This window comes from Paenibacillus sp. sgz302190, from assembly GCF_059820445.1.
The window spans coordinates 1-15012 of sequence record NZ_JBZYAO010000069.1; the positions used below are offsets into that span (position 1 = coordinate 1).

13 protein-coding genes are annotated in these 15012 nt (G+C 43.0%); 3 read left to right on the forward strand and 10 right to left on the reverse strand.

Annotated elements, in window-relative coordinates; translation table 11 throughout:
- Positions 1-124: 124 nt before the first annotated feature.
- Entirely contained in the window at positions 125-478 is a 354-nt protein-coding gene (locus tag AC6RNO_RS35795) for a hypothetical protein (RefSeq protein WP_497108351.1), read from the reverse strand.
- A gap of 325 nt (positions 479-803) precedes the next feature.
- Positions 804-1256 (reverse strand): hypothetical protein, encoded by a 453-nt coding sequence (locus tag AC6RNO_RS35800; protein ID WP_497108352.1) that lies wholly within the window; start codon positions 1254-1256, stop codon positions 804-806.
- Between the two features lie 197 nt (positions 1257-1453).
- Between AC6RNO_RS35800 and AC6RNO_RS35805 the strand changes: the two genes are divergently transcribed.
- Entirely contained in the window at positions 1454-1588 is a 135-nt protein-coding gene (locus AC6RNO_RS35805; protein WP_497108353.1) for an endonuclease toxin domain-containing protein, read from the forward strand.
- A 25-nt stretch (positions 1589-1613) separates the two neighbouring features.
- Complete coding sequence (locus AC6RNO_RS35810) at positions 1614-2048, forward strand: contact-dependent growth inhibition system immunity protein (RefSeq protein ID WP_497108354.1); 435 nt, start codon at positions 1614-1616, stop codon at positions 2046-2048.
- Positions 2049-2502: 454 nt separating this feature from the next.
- Here the strand turns inward: AC6RNO_RS35810 and AC6RNO_RS35815 are convergent, their stop codons facing one another.
- Together AC6RNO_RS35815 and AC6RNO_RS35820 are read right to left on the reverse strand one after the other, a co-directional pair.
- Positions 2503-3072 carry a hypothetical protein gene (locus AC6RNO_RS35815; RefSeq protein WP_497108355.1) on the reverse strand — a complete coding sequence of 190 codons (570 nt, stop codon included), beginning with the start codon at positions 3070-3072 and terminating at the stop codon, positions 2503-2505.
- Positions 3073-3514: 442 nt separating this feature from the next.
- Positions 3515-4537, reverse strand: a complete 1023-nt coding sequence (locus AC6RNO_RS35820; RefSeq protein WP_497108356.1) for an AAA family ATPase — start codon at positions 4535-4537, stop codon at positions 3515-3517.
- A gap of 280 nt (positions 4538-4817) precedes the next feature.
- Here AC6RNO_RS35820 and AC6RNO_RS35825 point away from each other — a divergent pair, with 280 nt between their 5' ends.
- Positions 4818-5570, forward strand: coding sequence for a helix-turn-helix domain-containing protein (locus AC6RNO_RS35825; protein WP_497108357.1), 753 nt, complete (start codon positions 4818-4820; stop codon positions 5568-5570).
- 84 nt (positions 5571-5654) lie between these two features.
- Here AC6RNO_RS35825 and AC6RNO_RS35830 read toward each other — a convergent pair whose 3' ends face one another.
- The 6 genes from AC6RNO_RS35830 to AC6RNO_RS35855 form a co-directional block, all read right to left on the reverse strand.
- Complete coding sequence (locus tag AC6RNO_RS35830; protein WP_497108358.1) at positions 5655-6056, reverse strand: hypothetical protein; 402 nt, start codon at positions 6054-6056, stop codon at positions 5655-5657.
- On the reverse strand, positions 6057-6785 hold the full coding sequence (locus AC6RNO_RS35835) for a hypothetical protein (RefSeq protein ID WP_497108359.1): 729 nt from the start codon (positions 6783-6785) through the stop codon (positions 6057-6059).
- 201 nt (positions 6786-6986) lie between these two features.
- On the reverse strand, positions 6987-7493 hold the full coding sequence (locus AC6RNO_RS35840) for a hypothetical protein (RefSeq protein ID WP_497108360.1): 507 nt from the start codon (positions 7491-7493) through the stop codon (positions 6987-6989).
- 214 nt (positions 7494-7707) lie between these two features.
- Entirely contained in the window at positions 7708-8238 is a 531-nt protein-coding gene (locus tag AC6RNO_RS35845) for a hypothetical protein (protein WP_497108361.1), read from the reverse strand.
- A 14-nt stretch (positions 8239-8252) separates the two neighbouring features.
- On the reverse strand, positions 8253-13526 hold the full coding sequence (locus AC6RNO_RS35850) for an RHS repeat-associated core domain-containing protein (RefSeq protein ID WP_497108362.1): 5274 nt from the start codon (positions 13524-13526) through the stop codon (positions 8253-8255).
- Between the two features lie 12 nt (positions 13527-13538).
- Positions 13539-15012, reverse strand: a 1474-nt coding sequence (locus AC6RNO_RS35855) for a glycoside hydrolase family 78 protein (RefSeq protein ID WP_497108363.1), incomplete at its 5' end; no start/stop codon positions are given.

The following is a 15012-nucleotide window of genomic DNA, read 5'->3' on the forward strand; positions in this document are numbered from 1 at the left end:
TTGAGGTCCACATGAGTCATCCCGCCCTATCAATCGTCTTACTGAGCAGTATTGACTATTTTTCTATTACGCAGACATTAGCCATGAACTATAGCGAGGAAGCTTTAACAATTACGTCAACTTTCTAGTATTGTTTGCTAAAAGGCAGTTCAAACATATCTAATTCATTTTCAACAACTTTCATTCTAAATGCTACTACAAAATAACGCTTATCATTTGATGATAGAATAGTGATATTTTCGGGCTTTACATCCTTGTTGATTTTTTCCTTGATATAAAGAACATCCTCATCCGTTGCTTCTTCAATTATTAAATTAGAGAGGATATGTGGTAATTCTACATAAGTAACATCAATAAAAATGATGTCAATATTCTTAGTGTTATCAGCACTTTTAATGCTTCTTACTAGTAATTCTCCATGACTAATGTGATAATACCAAAGTTTAAACACTCTACTGCTATCAAAAGATTTTAACATGGGTTCTTCTATCTCCTTTTTAATATTACTCAAATGGATTTGAAACAATTTGTCCATTCTCATATCAAGTAATTCTATCCCATACTTGAGGATTTGACTTGATTTGAAGTAGTTCCCAATCAGTTGTACCCCCTGCCCCCCTTGCTTTCCTCGACACAGAAGCCCAATTGGCAGAAGCGAAGCGATGAATATCACCTATTTCAGCTACTAGACTTGTTGCACTAACTAAATCAATCCCGTCATGCTTTCCAACGCTAGCGATATCGCGGCGAACACTACAGAAAACCACCCTACGACGGTTAGTCGTACGGTAGTTCAACAAAGTTCAATCCATTCCCAATAATCTCCTTGCCTCTTCTTCTGTCATAGGTTCTACTGCTTCTTGTGCTTTAAGTATAAGAGTGGCGTCACTACCTAAAGCTCCATCATGTTCCATTTCTAAATCAATATGATTGACAGGTGCCATAAAATCTCTATAGTACTTTAGCAGAAAAGATTCAATCACCCCAAAATCACGATTTGTAAGGTCAATTTTGTATCGTTCATTAATTAGCTCAATAGTGGATTTTTCTTTAGGACAATTCCCTGTAAGTATTATATTTTGTTTGAAACTCGATGAAACAATTGTCAGCGAGTCAGTATAACCATTATTCAATAGCTGCAACTCCATGTAAATTTTCTCAATATCTTTTAAATTAATTGGAATCGTTAATGACCAAGAATCATTTGTATATCGTTTGTACTGGAAATCTCCACTGAATGATATATTCCGTTTCATTAGTCTCCTCGTCCCGTCCCTTCTGGACAGTTTAGATGCCAGTTCTCAACTACTTCCCCTGTATCGGGATCAAGTTTCTCCAGATGCACATGATTATCATCTGTATCAACAGGTTTTGCACGGTATTGCCATACGCCATATTTACTTCGATATTTATTATCACCGAGATAAACAGCATCTTTACCTAGCTTTTCTGCATGTACGACCCAAAAGCTTTAAATGTTGCTATTCCAAATGTACAATTAACCAGTAACCAAATCAGTGAATTACAGCAAGCAATCGATTATGCGAAGACATTAGGCATTCAAATCACTACGACGATTATTAAATGATAGTAGAATGAGATGGTGAATAACAATGAATTTTACTGTTTGTGCGTACAAAAATGCTGGCGGTACTGTAGTTTTAAATCCATTAGCTCTAAATGCAATCGGTACAGGCGCTTCAACCAATCAAGTAATGCTTTTGGAACCGCAACCTGATTACAAAGTAGTTGGTGAAAGACTGAAAGAAGCTTTTGAGTTTTGTGAGAAAGAACCGTATTTAAACGAGCGTATTTCTGGGAATTTACCTACTCTGCTTGGATTTAAGAACCGTAGTAAATTTGTGAAGGAATATTTGCACGTAATTGTCAGTATGAGAAATGACCTGGGAACTATTATATTTACTCCTATGAAAAGAGAAGGAAGTGGCTATGTGAACAACGGTCAAACCAAAGTAGAATTGCTTTTGAATGCAACTCCTGAACAATTAGGAGAGGCCCTCTTCCAAGCATTTGAATCTTGCAGATAAACACTAGCGACTTGTGAAATAACCTCGATAACGATGATGTCTTATCGAGGTTATTTTTCTTTCGTCATTATGTGGAGAGGAGTACCCCATGTATTGGTTAATACTGATAGCGGTATATATTATACTGACCTTAATTTCTAGGAGAAAGCAAATCAAAATAGAATCGGAGTCCGTAACCGTGAGTAACACAAATAACGTATCTGAAAATAAATCTCCAAATCTTCCAATCTTCTTTGGATATAAAAGTAGTTGGCTTGTGGTGAGAACGAATGATACACAGGCCCTTTTGTCTGAATTGAATTTAAACCATGTAAGACAAGTAGAATGGAAAACAGGATTAGAAGGTGCAAACCAAAAAGAAGTGTTTGTTACATCTCCTATAGGCGAATGGACATTTGTTATAGGCAGTACGTTGCTGGAGTCAGACGACCAAGCTATAACTGAGAAGATTACTCTAGGGAAGCAAGTTTATGTACGTTGTAAAACCTTCAGGCAGAGCTATTCCAAGCTGTACGTTTGGGTTGGCGCCATGGTAAAGAATCAGGTCGAAAACAGCTCCTGAGAACCAGTGCCGCGCCTGTACGTTGGAGCTTTTTTCGGGGTAGCCTTTCACACTGACCCAAAGCTCCGTTCCCTCAGGGGAAGCAGCGATAATATCGACACCTGATGTGCGGGATGCGGTATTCGCTACGCTACGAAAGTCATAATTATTATGAACAAGATAGGTTACAACAGCGCTTTGAATACTGCCTTCCCAATACCAGGGCTTGTCTTGGACTGCGCTTATGGTTTTAGTATCTTGCAAACCTGTATTCGACGGTGCTTCCAGTAATCTGCTTGTCTTTTTAATCTTGCGGCAGTGATTGCATTTCCCATAATGACGATGAATCCTATTTTCTGAAGCAAATGCGCTGCAAATCGCATAAACAGCTTGTCTTGGCTTAACACCTGAAGACAAGGATAGGCAGTCATCACATAATTCAACATGGATCAAGGCCGTCAATATGCGATCTCTATTTGTCATTTACAGTTCTCCAATATGTAATCGTTTTGACTATTAATTCTATGTAATCAGTGGTTCTCCTTTCTTCTTTGAACAATTTAATGTAACCGGGTGTTGATTGACAAGGGGCTTGTAAAAGTGAGTGGTAAAGCTCAACTTGAATCCCTTGCTGCCGCGGCAAGCTCCTCTCGCATTTTTCGCCGATAGCCCCGTTACGGTGAGCCTTATCATAAGTGACAGCGAAAAATTTGCACATGAGATAATACCCTGTCGTAAGAAGTTAGGCGAAAAATTGGTGTAAACCTAAATAAGGAGCGGGTGAGGCATTGTCCCGGTGAAGGTCTTCGACGTTCTGCCGGGTTTTGATGATTCGCATGTTCATCCCTCCTGAAAAGTTGAAGACCCCTCACGAAAGGGGTCTTTGTTAAACCTAAAGTATGATTTTAATTTGCATTGTACAGAATTATAGCTTGGCAACCAAATCATCAATAGCAGATCTACAGTTTAATAAGTAATCCTCTTTGACTCGGGTTCGTCTGCGCATAATAGTATGACTTCCAGGTCGTAGTCTACTCAGTGGGAGGCCTTTTGCCATTGCAACGACACCAGTAGTCTGAAAATCGCGTATCTCCACTGTGCCATCTTCAATCCTACTGAATGTAAAAGCAGATGGATGGGAGGCTAAGGCTGCTTTTACATCATTATCGATACTTATTAGAACGGACTTATATGCTGAGGCTGCTCCCATGTATTGTGTTAGCCTATTTTTAGCGACAAGGTGTACTTTAGGTAAAGTCCTCCCCGAATTAGTCAGTTTTGTTGGGAAGGAGAATGGGGAGTAGTTCGTGCCTGCCGGTACGTTAATGCCATGTATCAATGAAAACATGTTTTGAATTGCTCTTCTTGATGAATCATCCGCCATAACTGGAAGAACTAGTTTCTCAGCCGTTGAGAGAGCAATTTGAGTGTAAACGGAGAAACTAGGGTTTGAGTCAATGAAAATCTGGCTGTAGGTTGTACCAGTTAAATTCATAAAATCAGAGATCCAATCTATTACTGCCAGCCAGGTATCAGTTCCTGGAATTTGAGTGTTAGCCAAAGTAGCAATTGCATTTGCCTGAAGCTCTACAATGGGGTCACCAGCGAGCAAATGTATGTTTGGCGGTATATCTTGGTTAAAGTTGTTCGGAATTGAGATAAAGTCTGAAATTTTTATGTTAGGCATCGAAAATGGAGCAGGCATACGCTTTTCAAAATACCCGCCTACCGATTTCCTTGGGGTGAGAGCATGAAGAGCTGCCAAGTTGGTACCACCACTGCCAACAAGGCCTCCAAGCAGGAGTTCTGAGAGATTAGCTTGAGGACAAAGATCGATAGCCAAGATTAGTTGATCTGGATTAAGCTCTGCCACCCTACACAGTGCCTGAAATGCCAGACTTGTTTTACCTGTACCGCCTTTATTGTTCCAAAATGCATAAGTCGTCATTTTATTCCTCCATTTCGACACATAAACAGATCTTTAGACTCTAGTATATCAGAATTGAGAAAATATTCCTATTCCTAAACTTTCCGTTACAGAAGGCGTAGAGCCCTACCTAAGTGACGGCGAAGTTTCATTGATAGTTGAGTAACTTCAATTTGCAAATATGGTTCTTGCAATGAAATTTAATTTTTATTGCAAAATTTTTGTTGTTCAACTACAATTTAAATGTAATCAATTGATGACAATTAATAATTATTAATTGATGACAAAAAGGAGGGGCGATATGAATTTAATTGGTGACCATTTGAGCGGGTTAAGGGTTAGTGAACTAGGGAGCTTTACCCCTTCCGAGGCAGCTGAGAGGTGGGGGATGCCGAGAAATACTTTGATTGTAGCAATAAGTCGAGGGAAATTTGACTCACAGATCAACACAGGACTGGTAAGAAAATTTCAATCGGGACATTCAACCCAATGGTCTATATCTTATGAGGCAATGAAGCAAGTTTTTGGACTACCCCAAAAATTTCAGGTAGTTGAAAAATGGGTCACTAATAAAGGGGATCAAAAGCGAATGCAATTCCTTTACTTCGATGAAAATTTGATTCATGTGGGTAACTATGATGAATATTACCCGGATTATTTTCTGGAGAGACTAAAAAATGCTAAAGATTATGAGGAAGCAAGGGATATTGTATTCCAATTTAGAGTTAGAGAGCTAAAGAAGGGCAACGATCCTGATTTAGCTATAAGATTTGAACTTGTAGATAATGCAAAGGGATTATTAGTAAATGAAATAGATTTTTTTGATTCAATAAAAATGAATGATTCCTCTCATTTAGATAGTATCAAAAGGATGGTTGATGTAGCATTAAATCATTTAACCGAGGAACAACAATGGTTTGCTTTTGAATATAGAATAATACATCCCTTTTCTAAGGATGCCAGTTCTTATATCGGAACAAGGTATAAGACAGTTGGGGAGTTCAAAGAATTTATAGAAAGATTAAAAAAATTCCACGATCTGGATATTAATTGATTTTAGTTGGATCATCAACCTAGATGAATAGTTTGAGGTTATTAAGGAGAACGGCCATCACAGGCGTTCTCCTATAGGTTCCCACTAGTTCTCCTCATTTTCCCTATTCATTTGCTCAGCCAATCTGTTTTTAATTACTTCAAACTCTGGCGTGTTCATAATTGCTTCCCACTGCGTCTCATGCATCCTGATATCGGTCGTAACTTCTGATCGCTCGGTAGGCCCCCCGTACATAAGAAGCCCAAGCTTGACCATTTTTTCGAAGTCAGACACCGTATTCACTTGTGTTCTCCCCAATTGAAGACGCCTTATAAACTGATCAACGCCAATGGTGACGGCTTCCTTAATCGATTCTTTGAAAGCCGTTCCGTCATCACCAGGGCTCAGTCGTTTCTGTATTCGCTTTACCATCGGACTCACATAGAGCTGTTCCACGTGATCATCATCTCCGTTGCTAAAATTATATTGCTCCATTGGGTGGCTCAATCAATTCATGGCCTCCATCTGCGCATAAGCTTCACCCAAGCCAATCGACTCATAATAAGCTCGTGTCACATCGTCCATAAGCTTCACAGCTTCCTCATGCTTCTCCTCTGGGATAAACTCCATCAGGCAAGCAATAATCGCTTGTTCCCGCGCTGCCTCATGCACCTTGATCTCCTCCAGGCCGTAGAGCGTATGGCCACCTGTGCCCCCATTGAACAGCTTGTGCTTCATCTCAATCGCCTTGATAGCCGTCACAGGGCTGATCACTTCCATCATGTTCAGCGTCTTGAAGCCCTTTTGGATCACTTCATCCAACAGCTCCAGGTCGTGCTTGATGCGCTTAGGGGTGGCCTGATCTGCCAGTTCCTGATTAATCTGTACCTTGGTTTGAGCACGCTTCTCCTTGCGCTGTTGGTGGGCTTTGGTGTACGCCTTCTTCATCCCGTCCATCTTCCTCTCCATGCTCTCCTTGTGAAGCTTGGGCTGGAGCAGTTCCATTGTGATTCCATTAGCAATGGCTTCGTTACGCCGCTTCATGTAAGAATACATGGTAGGAAGGCTGATCGGAAATCCATTGTCATTACACCACGCCACCAGTTCCTTCGCAGGAGTTTCATTGTCGATCATCTTGTTCAAGAATGGCCGTTTCTTCCATTCCACTAACTGATTCAGCTTCCCCGGCATGTGCTTACTCGTGTCCTTGGGTTTTTCTTGTTTTCTTGCCATCATGTTCACCCCGTATCGTAATGCTGTATAGCCGTAATATACAGCCGCGACACATGAGCCTTACGTGGAGTAAGACTATAGTGGTTTTACAGGCTTGATTAACACGGGGGCGATGGTTCGTGATGCCTTTCTATGCGCTGTTGCCATAAAAAGAAAAGCTCACCCTATAAGGCGAGCAGTAGTAATGGAAGTGTTTTCATGATTTCAGATAGCGATTTCGATTTTCTCCCGCTTCCTTGCTTGTTTTCGCTGGAATGAATCCCCTGCCGCTACTGCGACGGGAGCCGAGAAGTAGGAATCCACATTTTCGTCAAAGCTTAGTTCAATCGTCTCGATCTTTTTGCTTGTATTCATCGTAATTCGCTTGATGAACAGGTGCAGCAACGTTTTTCGCTGTTCGAATGGCGCGGCGGTGAGCACCTGATGGAATCCATGAATCAACTCGCGCACCTGCTCGAAACCGACAGGAGAACGATTGTCTTCGGTTAGTTCAAGCTCCAGCCGCGACTTCTCTGCTCGGAAGTTGATTAAATCAGCCTGAATCTCCTGCATTCTCTCAGCTACAGTTGACTTATCGAGTTTATTTTGCTCGAATGCATCGAGGTAGCGGCGCTTTTTGGACTCAGCCTGTTCTAATTGGCTTCTAATGTGTTCTAGCTTCGCTTGGAGCGGTAATGTTCGGGTCGTGAGTCTATGGTTCATTTTGTCCACGATGGCCTTTAGAATGCGGTCTTTGACAGTACCCGCGCTAACCGATTCATTACTTCTTCTTCGGCCTCCTGCTTCCGAATGCTATTGTACTAAGACATATTTTTTTAAAATCTCGCTGCTCATACATCCTAAACACTTTTTACGCCATTAACGATGCCGCGGCAGACAAAAAGAAGCCCCAAGGGAGTTGTTAGCTCGCTTGGGGACACAATCATTAATCGTTTAATGTAAATTGAAATGCGGTTAAGCTTGTTGACTTGTCTTTGCCAAAGAATAAAAAAATGTGATTTCTCCATGAAATATATTTATTCTGGAACTTAAACACCCCGTCCTGCATAGTTCTTGTTTCTCCATATTCGTAAGGACATTTTTTACTTTTTAACCTTTGATTTATTTGTTGAAAAGTTGAACCGATATATATTTCTTCTTCCTGAACTACTGAGAATTTATTAAAAAGTATGTCATAATCAAAAGAAAAATCCTCGTTTTGAAGCTTGAGAAATAATATCAATTCTTCCCTTTTCATAAAATAATAAATATTCAAAGCATATTCACCTAGTTCACCAAATTCAATTCTCTCGTTCTCTTTTACGAGGAATTTTCTATCGGTAAACGAGACTATAAATCCATCATTAAAATAATAAGCTTTTCTTTGACCTAGCTGAAACGATGGCGTTCCAATTATATCGAAAACTTGTTTCATTGGTGTATATTTTGTTATACCCTTGAGCACATCCCATTTCATTTCCAAGCAACTCCTTATGGATACTGATACTGTGCAATTCTCCAATCTATTTTTCCATTATTAAAGGCACTCTGTACTTTACCTCTAAATTCAGAATCCTCAATTCTATTTATTGCACTTTGTGTCTCATCAAGCCAAGCTTTACTACCAAAACCCTTTACGCTAGATGGAAACGTACCTGTAGATGAGTACTTTGCATCATACACTGCTATTTGCCCACTAATCTCATCAAATGTAATAAAATCTGGTCCAGTTGCAGTAACTACCCCCGGTTTCTGAATACCAATTTCACCCCTTTTCAGGGCATCTTGGTATGTATGATGCTCTGCGATAGCTCCATTGATGTGCTTAATATTGGCACCTGATATTTTGCTTGCCTCACTTACTTTTATTAGTTTGCCTTCAGTATTTAATATAATGAAAATGCCTACTTCAGCAAGAGCTTTTACATCTTTAGAGTCAAAAGTACCATCCATTAGGGCATCATAGTTTTCTGTCCCCAGTACTCCTTCTCTAACAAACATTTGGGCTCCTTTAGGTAAACCATCGACTGTTGCTTCCCATCCTTTTTTGTAACTTTCAGCATCAGTCACCATACCAAGTCCCTTTTTAAAGCTATCCCACATCTCATCAGTAGTCATGTGCCCGGTAGGATCAACATGCGTCAACGGATTATTATGCACATACGTATAAAGATTCAACGTCAAAGGATTATCAATCTGCCCCTCATACGTGTCTGAGTTCACAAACCGCCCCATTGACGGGTCATACCAACGGGCCCTTAGATACTGCAAGCTCGTCGTATCATCGAACAGCTCGCCGCTGTATTTGAACGGCTGTGGCGTATTTTCCGTTTGGCTGACGATGTTGCCCCAGATGTCGTAGGAGTAGGAGTTCAGTTTCGTCATACCTGTGCTGTCCATCAGGTTTACGACGTCGCCGTGGCCATTTTGTACGTAGTAGGCTTTGCCTTTGGCGTCTTCGCGGGCTACCAGGCCGTTGCCGCGGATATAGCGTATTTGCTGTTTTTGAACGCCGCTGCTGGCGCCGTATTCGAAATAATCGAGATTAACGTTCGTTCCACCGGAAGACGTGCCTTTCGTTCCTTTTACAATCAGCTTGATCGTGTGGGAGCCTGCAGTTAAAGCATTGTTTGTGTAAATCGCTGTTTGAGGCTGCTTCGGATTGGCGTATAGATCCACATCCGCAGCGACGGTCACACCGTCCAGAACAATGTCCGTTTTGCCGGAAGAGTCGCTTTTTCGAATTCCTACCGAGATGTAGGTGCCCGTAAAAGTAAACTGAGCGCTGGCGCCCGCTGCGCTGCTGTAGCTAACAGAACCGTTGTAATCTCCGGCATCCGCCTGTTGGGTCCACGTTCCGGTATAGCTGATCGATGTCGATGTGTTATCTGCCTTTTGCGTGGTGAGCTGTGGAATCTCTTTCTCTTCCGCTATGACTTGCGATCCGTTGTAATAGTAGTGCGTCTTTAGCCCGTTCTCCGTGCGCTCCCAGAGCAGCCCGTCTCCGTTATATTTATACGTCACATTGCCGCCGCTCTTCGTTGCAACGTTGCTTAGTCGGTTTCTTTTGTCGTAGGTATACGTTGAATTCGGGCTGTCGAACGGATTGTTCGTTGTCATGCTCGTGCGGTTGCCGCGGTTGTCATAACCGAACGTTTCACCGAACTGGGACGACGAAGCAATGCGGTTAAGCTGGTCATAGGTAAACGTGAATGATGAGCCATTTTCCGTCTTGGCAAGCTGGTTGCCGTTATTGTCGTAGGTGTAGCTGAACGTATTCAGCGGCGACCCGTCGGATTTCTTTTCGGTCAATGTACTCAGGCTTAGTCCATCATAGGTGAAGTCGGAACTGACGCCGTTCCCCTGCGTAATATTTTTCAAAAGATTATTGCTGTAATAGTCGTACTGAGCATCCCGATCGCCCGGTGTCGGACCCACCGTCTTTAGCCGGTTCCGCGAATCGTATCCGTAGTAAACGTTGGAACCGAACGGATCGTTTAGATTCGATAAGTTTCCCTGAGCGTCATAACCATATTTTAACATTCTACCGTCCGGATAGGTAGTTTTATTTAGCGTACCCAGCGTCGGATCGTACTCGTAGCTTGTAGTTCCGGTAACATCCGTCATACTTGTACGACGACCGGCCAGATCGTATCCATACGAAACAGATTCGCCGGGTATTGGCTGCCCCTGAGCGTCCAGAGCATCGGATTGGCGCAAAAAGTTCCGGTTATCGAATGTGCTTTTAAACCTCGTGCCGTTGCGGTCCAGAGTACCGATTTGATTGCCGTTGGCGTCGAAGTACATTTTTTCGATTTTGCCGGTAGCATCCGTCGTTTGAATGAGCCGGCCGATTTCGTCGTATTTTTTCGCCTTTGTTTTTCCGTCCGGATAGGTGATTAGCAGCAGACTGCCCAGCGGATTCCACTGGTAAGATGTCACTTCGTTTTTGGCATTTTTCACGCTGGTTAAACGGTTCATGACATCGTATTGGAAGTACATGCTGTTCGCCGGCGTCAAACCATCCGTAAGCTGCCGCACGTTTCCTGCGTTATCCGGCACCATTGTGGCTAAAACATTGGTTTTGGCAGCGCCATTAACCGTCTTGGTTTCTTCCTTCTTGACGGTGCGCCCCAGGATGTCCAGGTAATCTTTCACACTGTAACCGAGGGCATCGGTTGCCGTTTTGGTGTTGGCAATGTCGTCGTATTTGGCGGCTGAAATGGAACCATCCGGTGCTGTTACTGTAGCTTGACGGCTCCATTGATCGTAGCCATAAAAGGTTCGGTTGCCCCGCGCATCCTGGCTCCAATCCATTCTCCCGTTTTTGTCGTAATGGAACGTTGCTTTGATAAGCTGATCGTTAATGCCTGCCGCAATTTTCAGGCCGATCGGGTTCCATTTCACATACGATTGAATCCCGGTTTCATCGGTTATCCGGATAAAATTATTTAAATCGTCGTATTGCAGCGAAACCGTGCTGCCATCCGGATGTGTGGACAATGTTACCCGCCCCAGAGCATCGTATTGGTACGAAGTCTGATTCCCTTTGCCGTCCGTATACTTGGTCAGTTTCCCTGTATTCGGGTCGTATTCATACTGCCGGACGATGGTCGATACGTTATTATCCGCATCGCGTACCGTCGTTGTCGTCTGGGTCGGATATGCGCCGCGGTAAGCCGGCGAGTATTGAATTTGAGTTATCGTATCGTTAGAGGTGCCGTTCTTCACGCGAATTTGCCCGACATTTCCGCTCGCCGCATCGATATTCTCGCTATATGTCTCGGTCAGCAAAAGGCCGGACGGACTGCCGTCATACACTTTTTGCGAAATAATTGTTGCCGGATGCGCGGCGTCCCGAGTCATTAACGTATATTGCGTTTGACCGGTGTAGATCGGCTTGGATGTGCTCACGAGCAGATGATTCGCGTCATAGCCGTAAATCGTGACCGTTCCCGCCGGATCGGTTGACTGCGTTACGTTGCCGTAATCGTCGTATACGCTCGACGCCTGCGCAACAAACGTTGAAGCCGCTCCTTGCTGCGATTTGGTTACTTTCGTAATATTCGGCACCGGCAGCCTGCGGGTTTCGTCGTAGGTATAATCGGTCGAATTCGTATACGAGGTACCGCCCTGATCTTTCGCAACAGCCGTTACATTCGTGTTGTAAAATGCGTCCGGCGTATCGACATCGATATAATGCTTTTTGTTCGAAAAAGTGGTTTGGGATAACCCATCATCGATCGTCGTTGAGAAGTTCGGGATATCCGCATTGTCCGTGCTGCCCATGTCGCCGATGTAGGATATATCTTTGCGATTATACGATTGCGATGAACCATCGGAAAAGAATACCTGATCTTCCCGCGATTTGACGCGATAGAACTGGTTGACGCCGTGAAGTACCCCTACCGCACCATCAGCATTCGTCGTTTTGATCTGCATATACCGTGATACAGGAGAGCTTTCATACTCGTAAACGGTTTTGGCTCCCGTTGGATGGGTAACCCCGGTTAACAAAGCGTACGAATTATCCATATTAGGAGTAGTACTAGCTAAACTATACTTGATCGGTTTAATGCCGTAATCGTAGGTCGTCACCCTTCCCATTGGATCGGTAACAGATGCAAGAATTTTCTTGTCACTTTGCCAGGAAAATTTATACGTGATCGTTTGGTTGCCTTTGGTTAGTAAGATTTTACTATCCACCTCATTATAAGCAATGGAAATCGTATTACCCACACTATCTGTAACACTGGTTAGGCGGCGGGCTCCGTCACTTTCATAGAAAAATTGAATGTAATTGTTATAAGAGTCCGATATTTGAATGAGTTGTCCATAAGCTGAAAAATATTGATTAGTCCCATTGATAGATTTTAATTTCCAAGAAGAATATAGCCCACCTACAGAGATTGTCATCGGATCCCTAACCAAAGTAAGATCCTTCCATGGGTAGCCAACTATATTATTTTTATCATCTATTTTGTAAGTGCCAGAACCTCCTAAATGAAGATAATTTCTTGCATATTTTCCACTTTCAACAGTGGTTTCAATGGATGAGACATTCCAGCTCCAACCTTTTCCAATCGGGAACAATTTTTCGTTATATGGTATCTCACGCAACTCTACTTTACTTGATATAGCCATACTTGATAATGCAGAATCAGCAGAATCATATGTTCTTGTTAATGTGAACGATAATCCATTACGGCCAGGAAGAGTGAACTCTTTGTTGCTAGTTGAAAGCCCACCCGACAAAGTTGATACGTTTTCCTGATTTAATCCGATCGAGAACGGCGCATCGTCAGGTTTCAGGTTTACATACGAATAATCTGGAACAGGCGGGGGAGTAGTATCCGCAGCTTGTACAGCTAGCGCTTCTTTTGTGCCGGCGCCTATAGTCTCCGCCTCATTGAGAACGATACTTTCTGCCTTTGCCGAGTTATTGATGATATGCGGTCTTATTCGTTCAAGAGCTTCTTCCACATTTCCTTTATTTTCGCCGCTTTGGTAGGCTTGTTCGATTTCCTCCAACGTATATCCCAGATTCAACAGGTTTTGGATTTCCTGATCCGTTACCGAGTAGGCTTCCTCCAGCCTCTGTTTCATTTGGTCCGAGCTTGCAGACGCCGTTGGCATCAAAGCTTCATCTTGCCGTTCTTTTTCCGCTGCATATGTCGAAGGGCTTAACTGATAGAAGGGTAAGCTGTTCAATATACATAAGCCCATCAAGACCAGTAACAGGATTCGGTGCATAATTTTCTTCAACGGTGACACCCCCTAATTACTGCTCGTTTGCTTGCCGGTTATATTTCCGTTAGCATCAAACTGGTAGTTCGTATTGTAATTAAGTGTAAACTTGCTGACTTTAAACGAGTATGGGCTCGTGGTGCTGTAGTCTCCGTTTGCCCCCACAATCTTCACGTAGTATGTCGCTCCTGCAGTAACTTGATATATGGCGTTTTCCGCGATTCCTGCTCCACTCGCTACCCCGGCAGCTACAATATTCATATTGGAATCATAAATATATACATCATAGTTTTTATCCGTTGGCGGCGTTAAAACCATGCGATCGATCCCGGTTGTCGGGGCGACATACTTATAGAAATCGACATCAGCAGCTGAGTTTATAGACGAGGTATATGCCGTATTATAATTGATCGCAAAAGCTTGAGCCTTCGTATCATTCGGTTCATAGGCGTTTGGAATAACTAGCCCTGTGCGTTGCGCCGCGACGGACCATTCCATACCATCATTGACCGTAACTTTAAAGCTCCATGTACCGTCAGGTATGGCCGCAGTCGTATGAGTTAGAGCCGAACCGCTCACGATACCTGAATCGTATCCGACTGTAGCCCAGTTATCTTTAGAGCCCTGTACCCGATAGCTGGTTTGAGCTTGACCGTCAGCATCAGCATATGTCCACGTAAATGTTAGCACGTTATCATTCACTTGTTGACCGTTTGCGTACGAAGTAAGCGTTGCAATAGGTAATGTATTCGGCTTTACGTAATAAAGCGGCGAGTACGATGAAGCTCCGCCTTTGTTATCTTTGACGGCCACTCTCCAGCCATATGTCGTGCCTCTGGTTAGTATGTTGGATGGAACCGTATAGGACGTTGCTGAAGACGTTACCCAGCCGGAATCGCTAAGTAAAGTCGTGCCAGCAGCATTGTAGATTTGAACGTCATAAGCGGATTGTATATCGCCGGCGTCGGGATCTGAGAACGTCCAATTCAATAAGGGCGTCATTCCGAAAACAAGCGTTGGAGTCGACGCTGTAGTATTTCCCGGGATAAGGCTACTTGGTACATTGGGGACGTTATCTACTATTATTGTGCCTGTGTATGTGGCACTGGCTGTTCCCCAGAGTCCATCGTTTGCTGTTACTACAATGTTGCTGTAAGAGCCGGCAGGAATGTTATCTGTTACGACGTTCCATTGTAGTGTCCATGGTTGGGAGGTTGATGTGTTAGATATGGTTGTTGATTTGGTTACACCAGCGATTGTTGCGCTGATGGTGACGTTGTCGTTGTCGTAATCACTTACAGTCCCGAATAGCATGATTACATTTTGCTGATTATTACTTTTATAAACTGTTTGAGTATCAACATTAATTGTATTAAATGCAGGATTTACGTTTAGGTAAGCTACATAATATTCCGGGTATCCTCCTTTGTTTTGATTATAGCTAATAGACTTTGCATTTTGTAAATTTGGCCATGCTCCCGTAACATCAACTGTTCGAGAGACA

Excerpts from the sequence above, each read along its gene's own strand:
- AC6RNO_RS35795 (WP_497108351.1), bottom strand. The coding sequence starts at position 478 with ATGTTAAAATCTTTTGATAGCAGTAGAGTGTTTAAACTTTGGTATTAT.
- AC6RNO_RS35800 (WP_497108352.1), bottom strand. The coding sequence starts at position 1,256 with ATGAAACGGAATATATCATTCAGTGGAGATTTCCAGTACAAACGATAT.
- AC6RNO_RS35805 (WP_497108353.1), top strand. The coding sequence starts at position 1,454 with ATGTACGACCCAAAAGCTTTAAATGTTGCTATTCCAAATGTACAATTA.
- AC6RNO_RS35810 (WP_497108354.1), top strand. The coding sequence starts at position 1,614 with ATGAATTTTACTGTTTGTGCGTACAAAAATGCTGGCGGTACTGTAGTT.
- AC6RNO_RS35815 (WP_497108355.1), bottom strand. The coding sequence starts at position 3,072 with ATGACAAATAGAGATCGCATATTGACGGCCTTGATCCATGTTGAATTA.
- AC6RNO_RS35820 (WP_497108356.1), bottom strand. The coding sequence starts at position 4,537 with ATGACGACTTATGCATTTTGGAACAATAAAGGCGGTACAGGTAAAACA.
- AC6RNO_RS35825 (WP_497108357.1), top strand. The coding sequence starts at position 4,818 with ATGAATTTAATTGGTGACCATTTGAGCGGGTTAAGGGTTAGTGAACTA.
- AC6RNO_RS35835 (WP_497108359.1), bottom strand. The coding sequence starts at position 6,785 with ATGATGGCAAGAAAACAAGAAAAACCCAAGGACACGAGTAAGCACATG.
- AC6RNO_RS35845 (WP_497108361.1), bottom strand. The coding sequence starts at position 8,238 with ATGAAATGGGATGTGCTCAAGGGTATAACAAAATATACACCAATGAAA.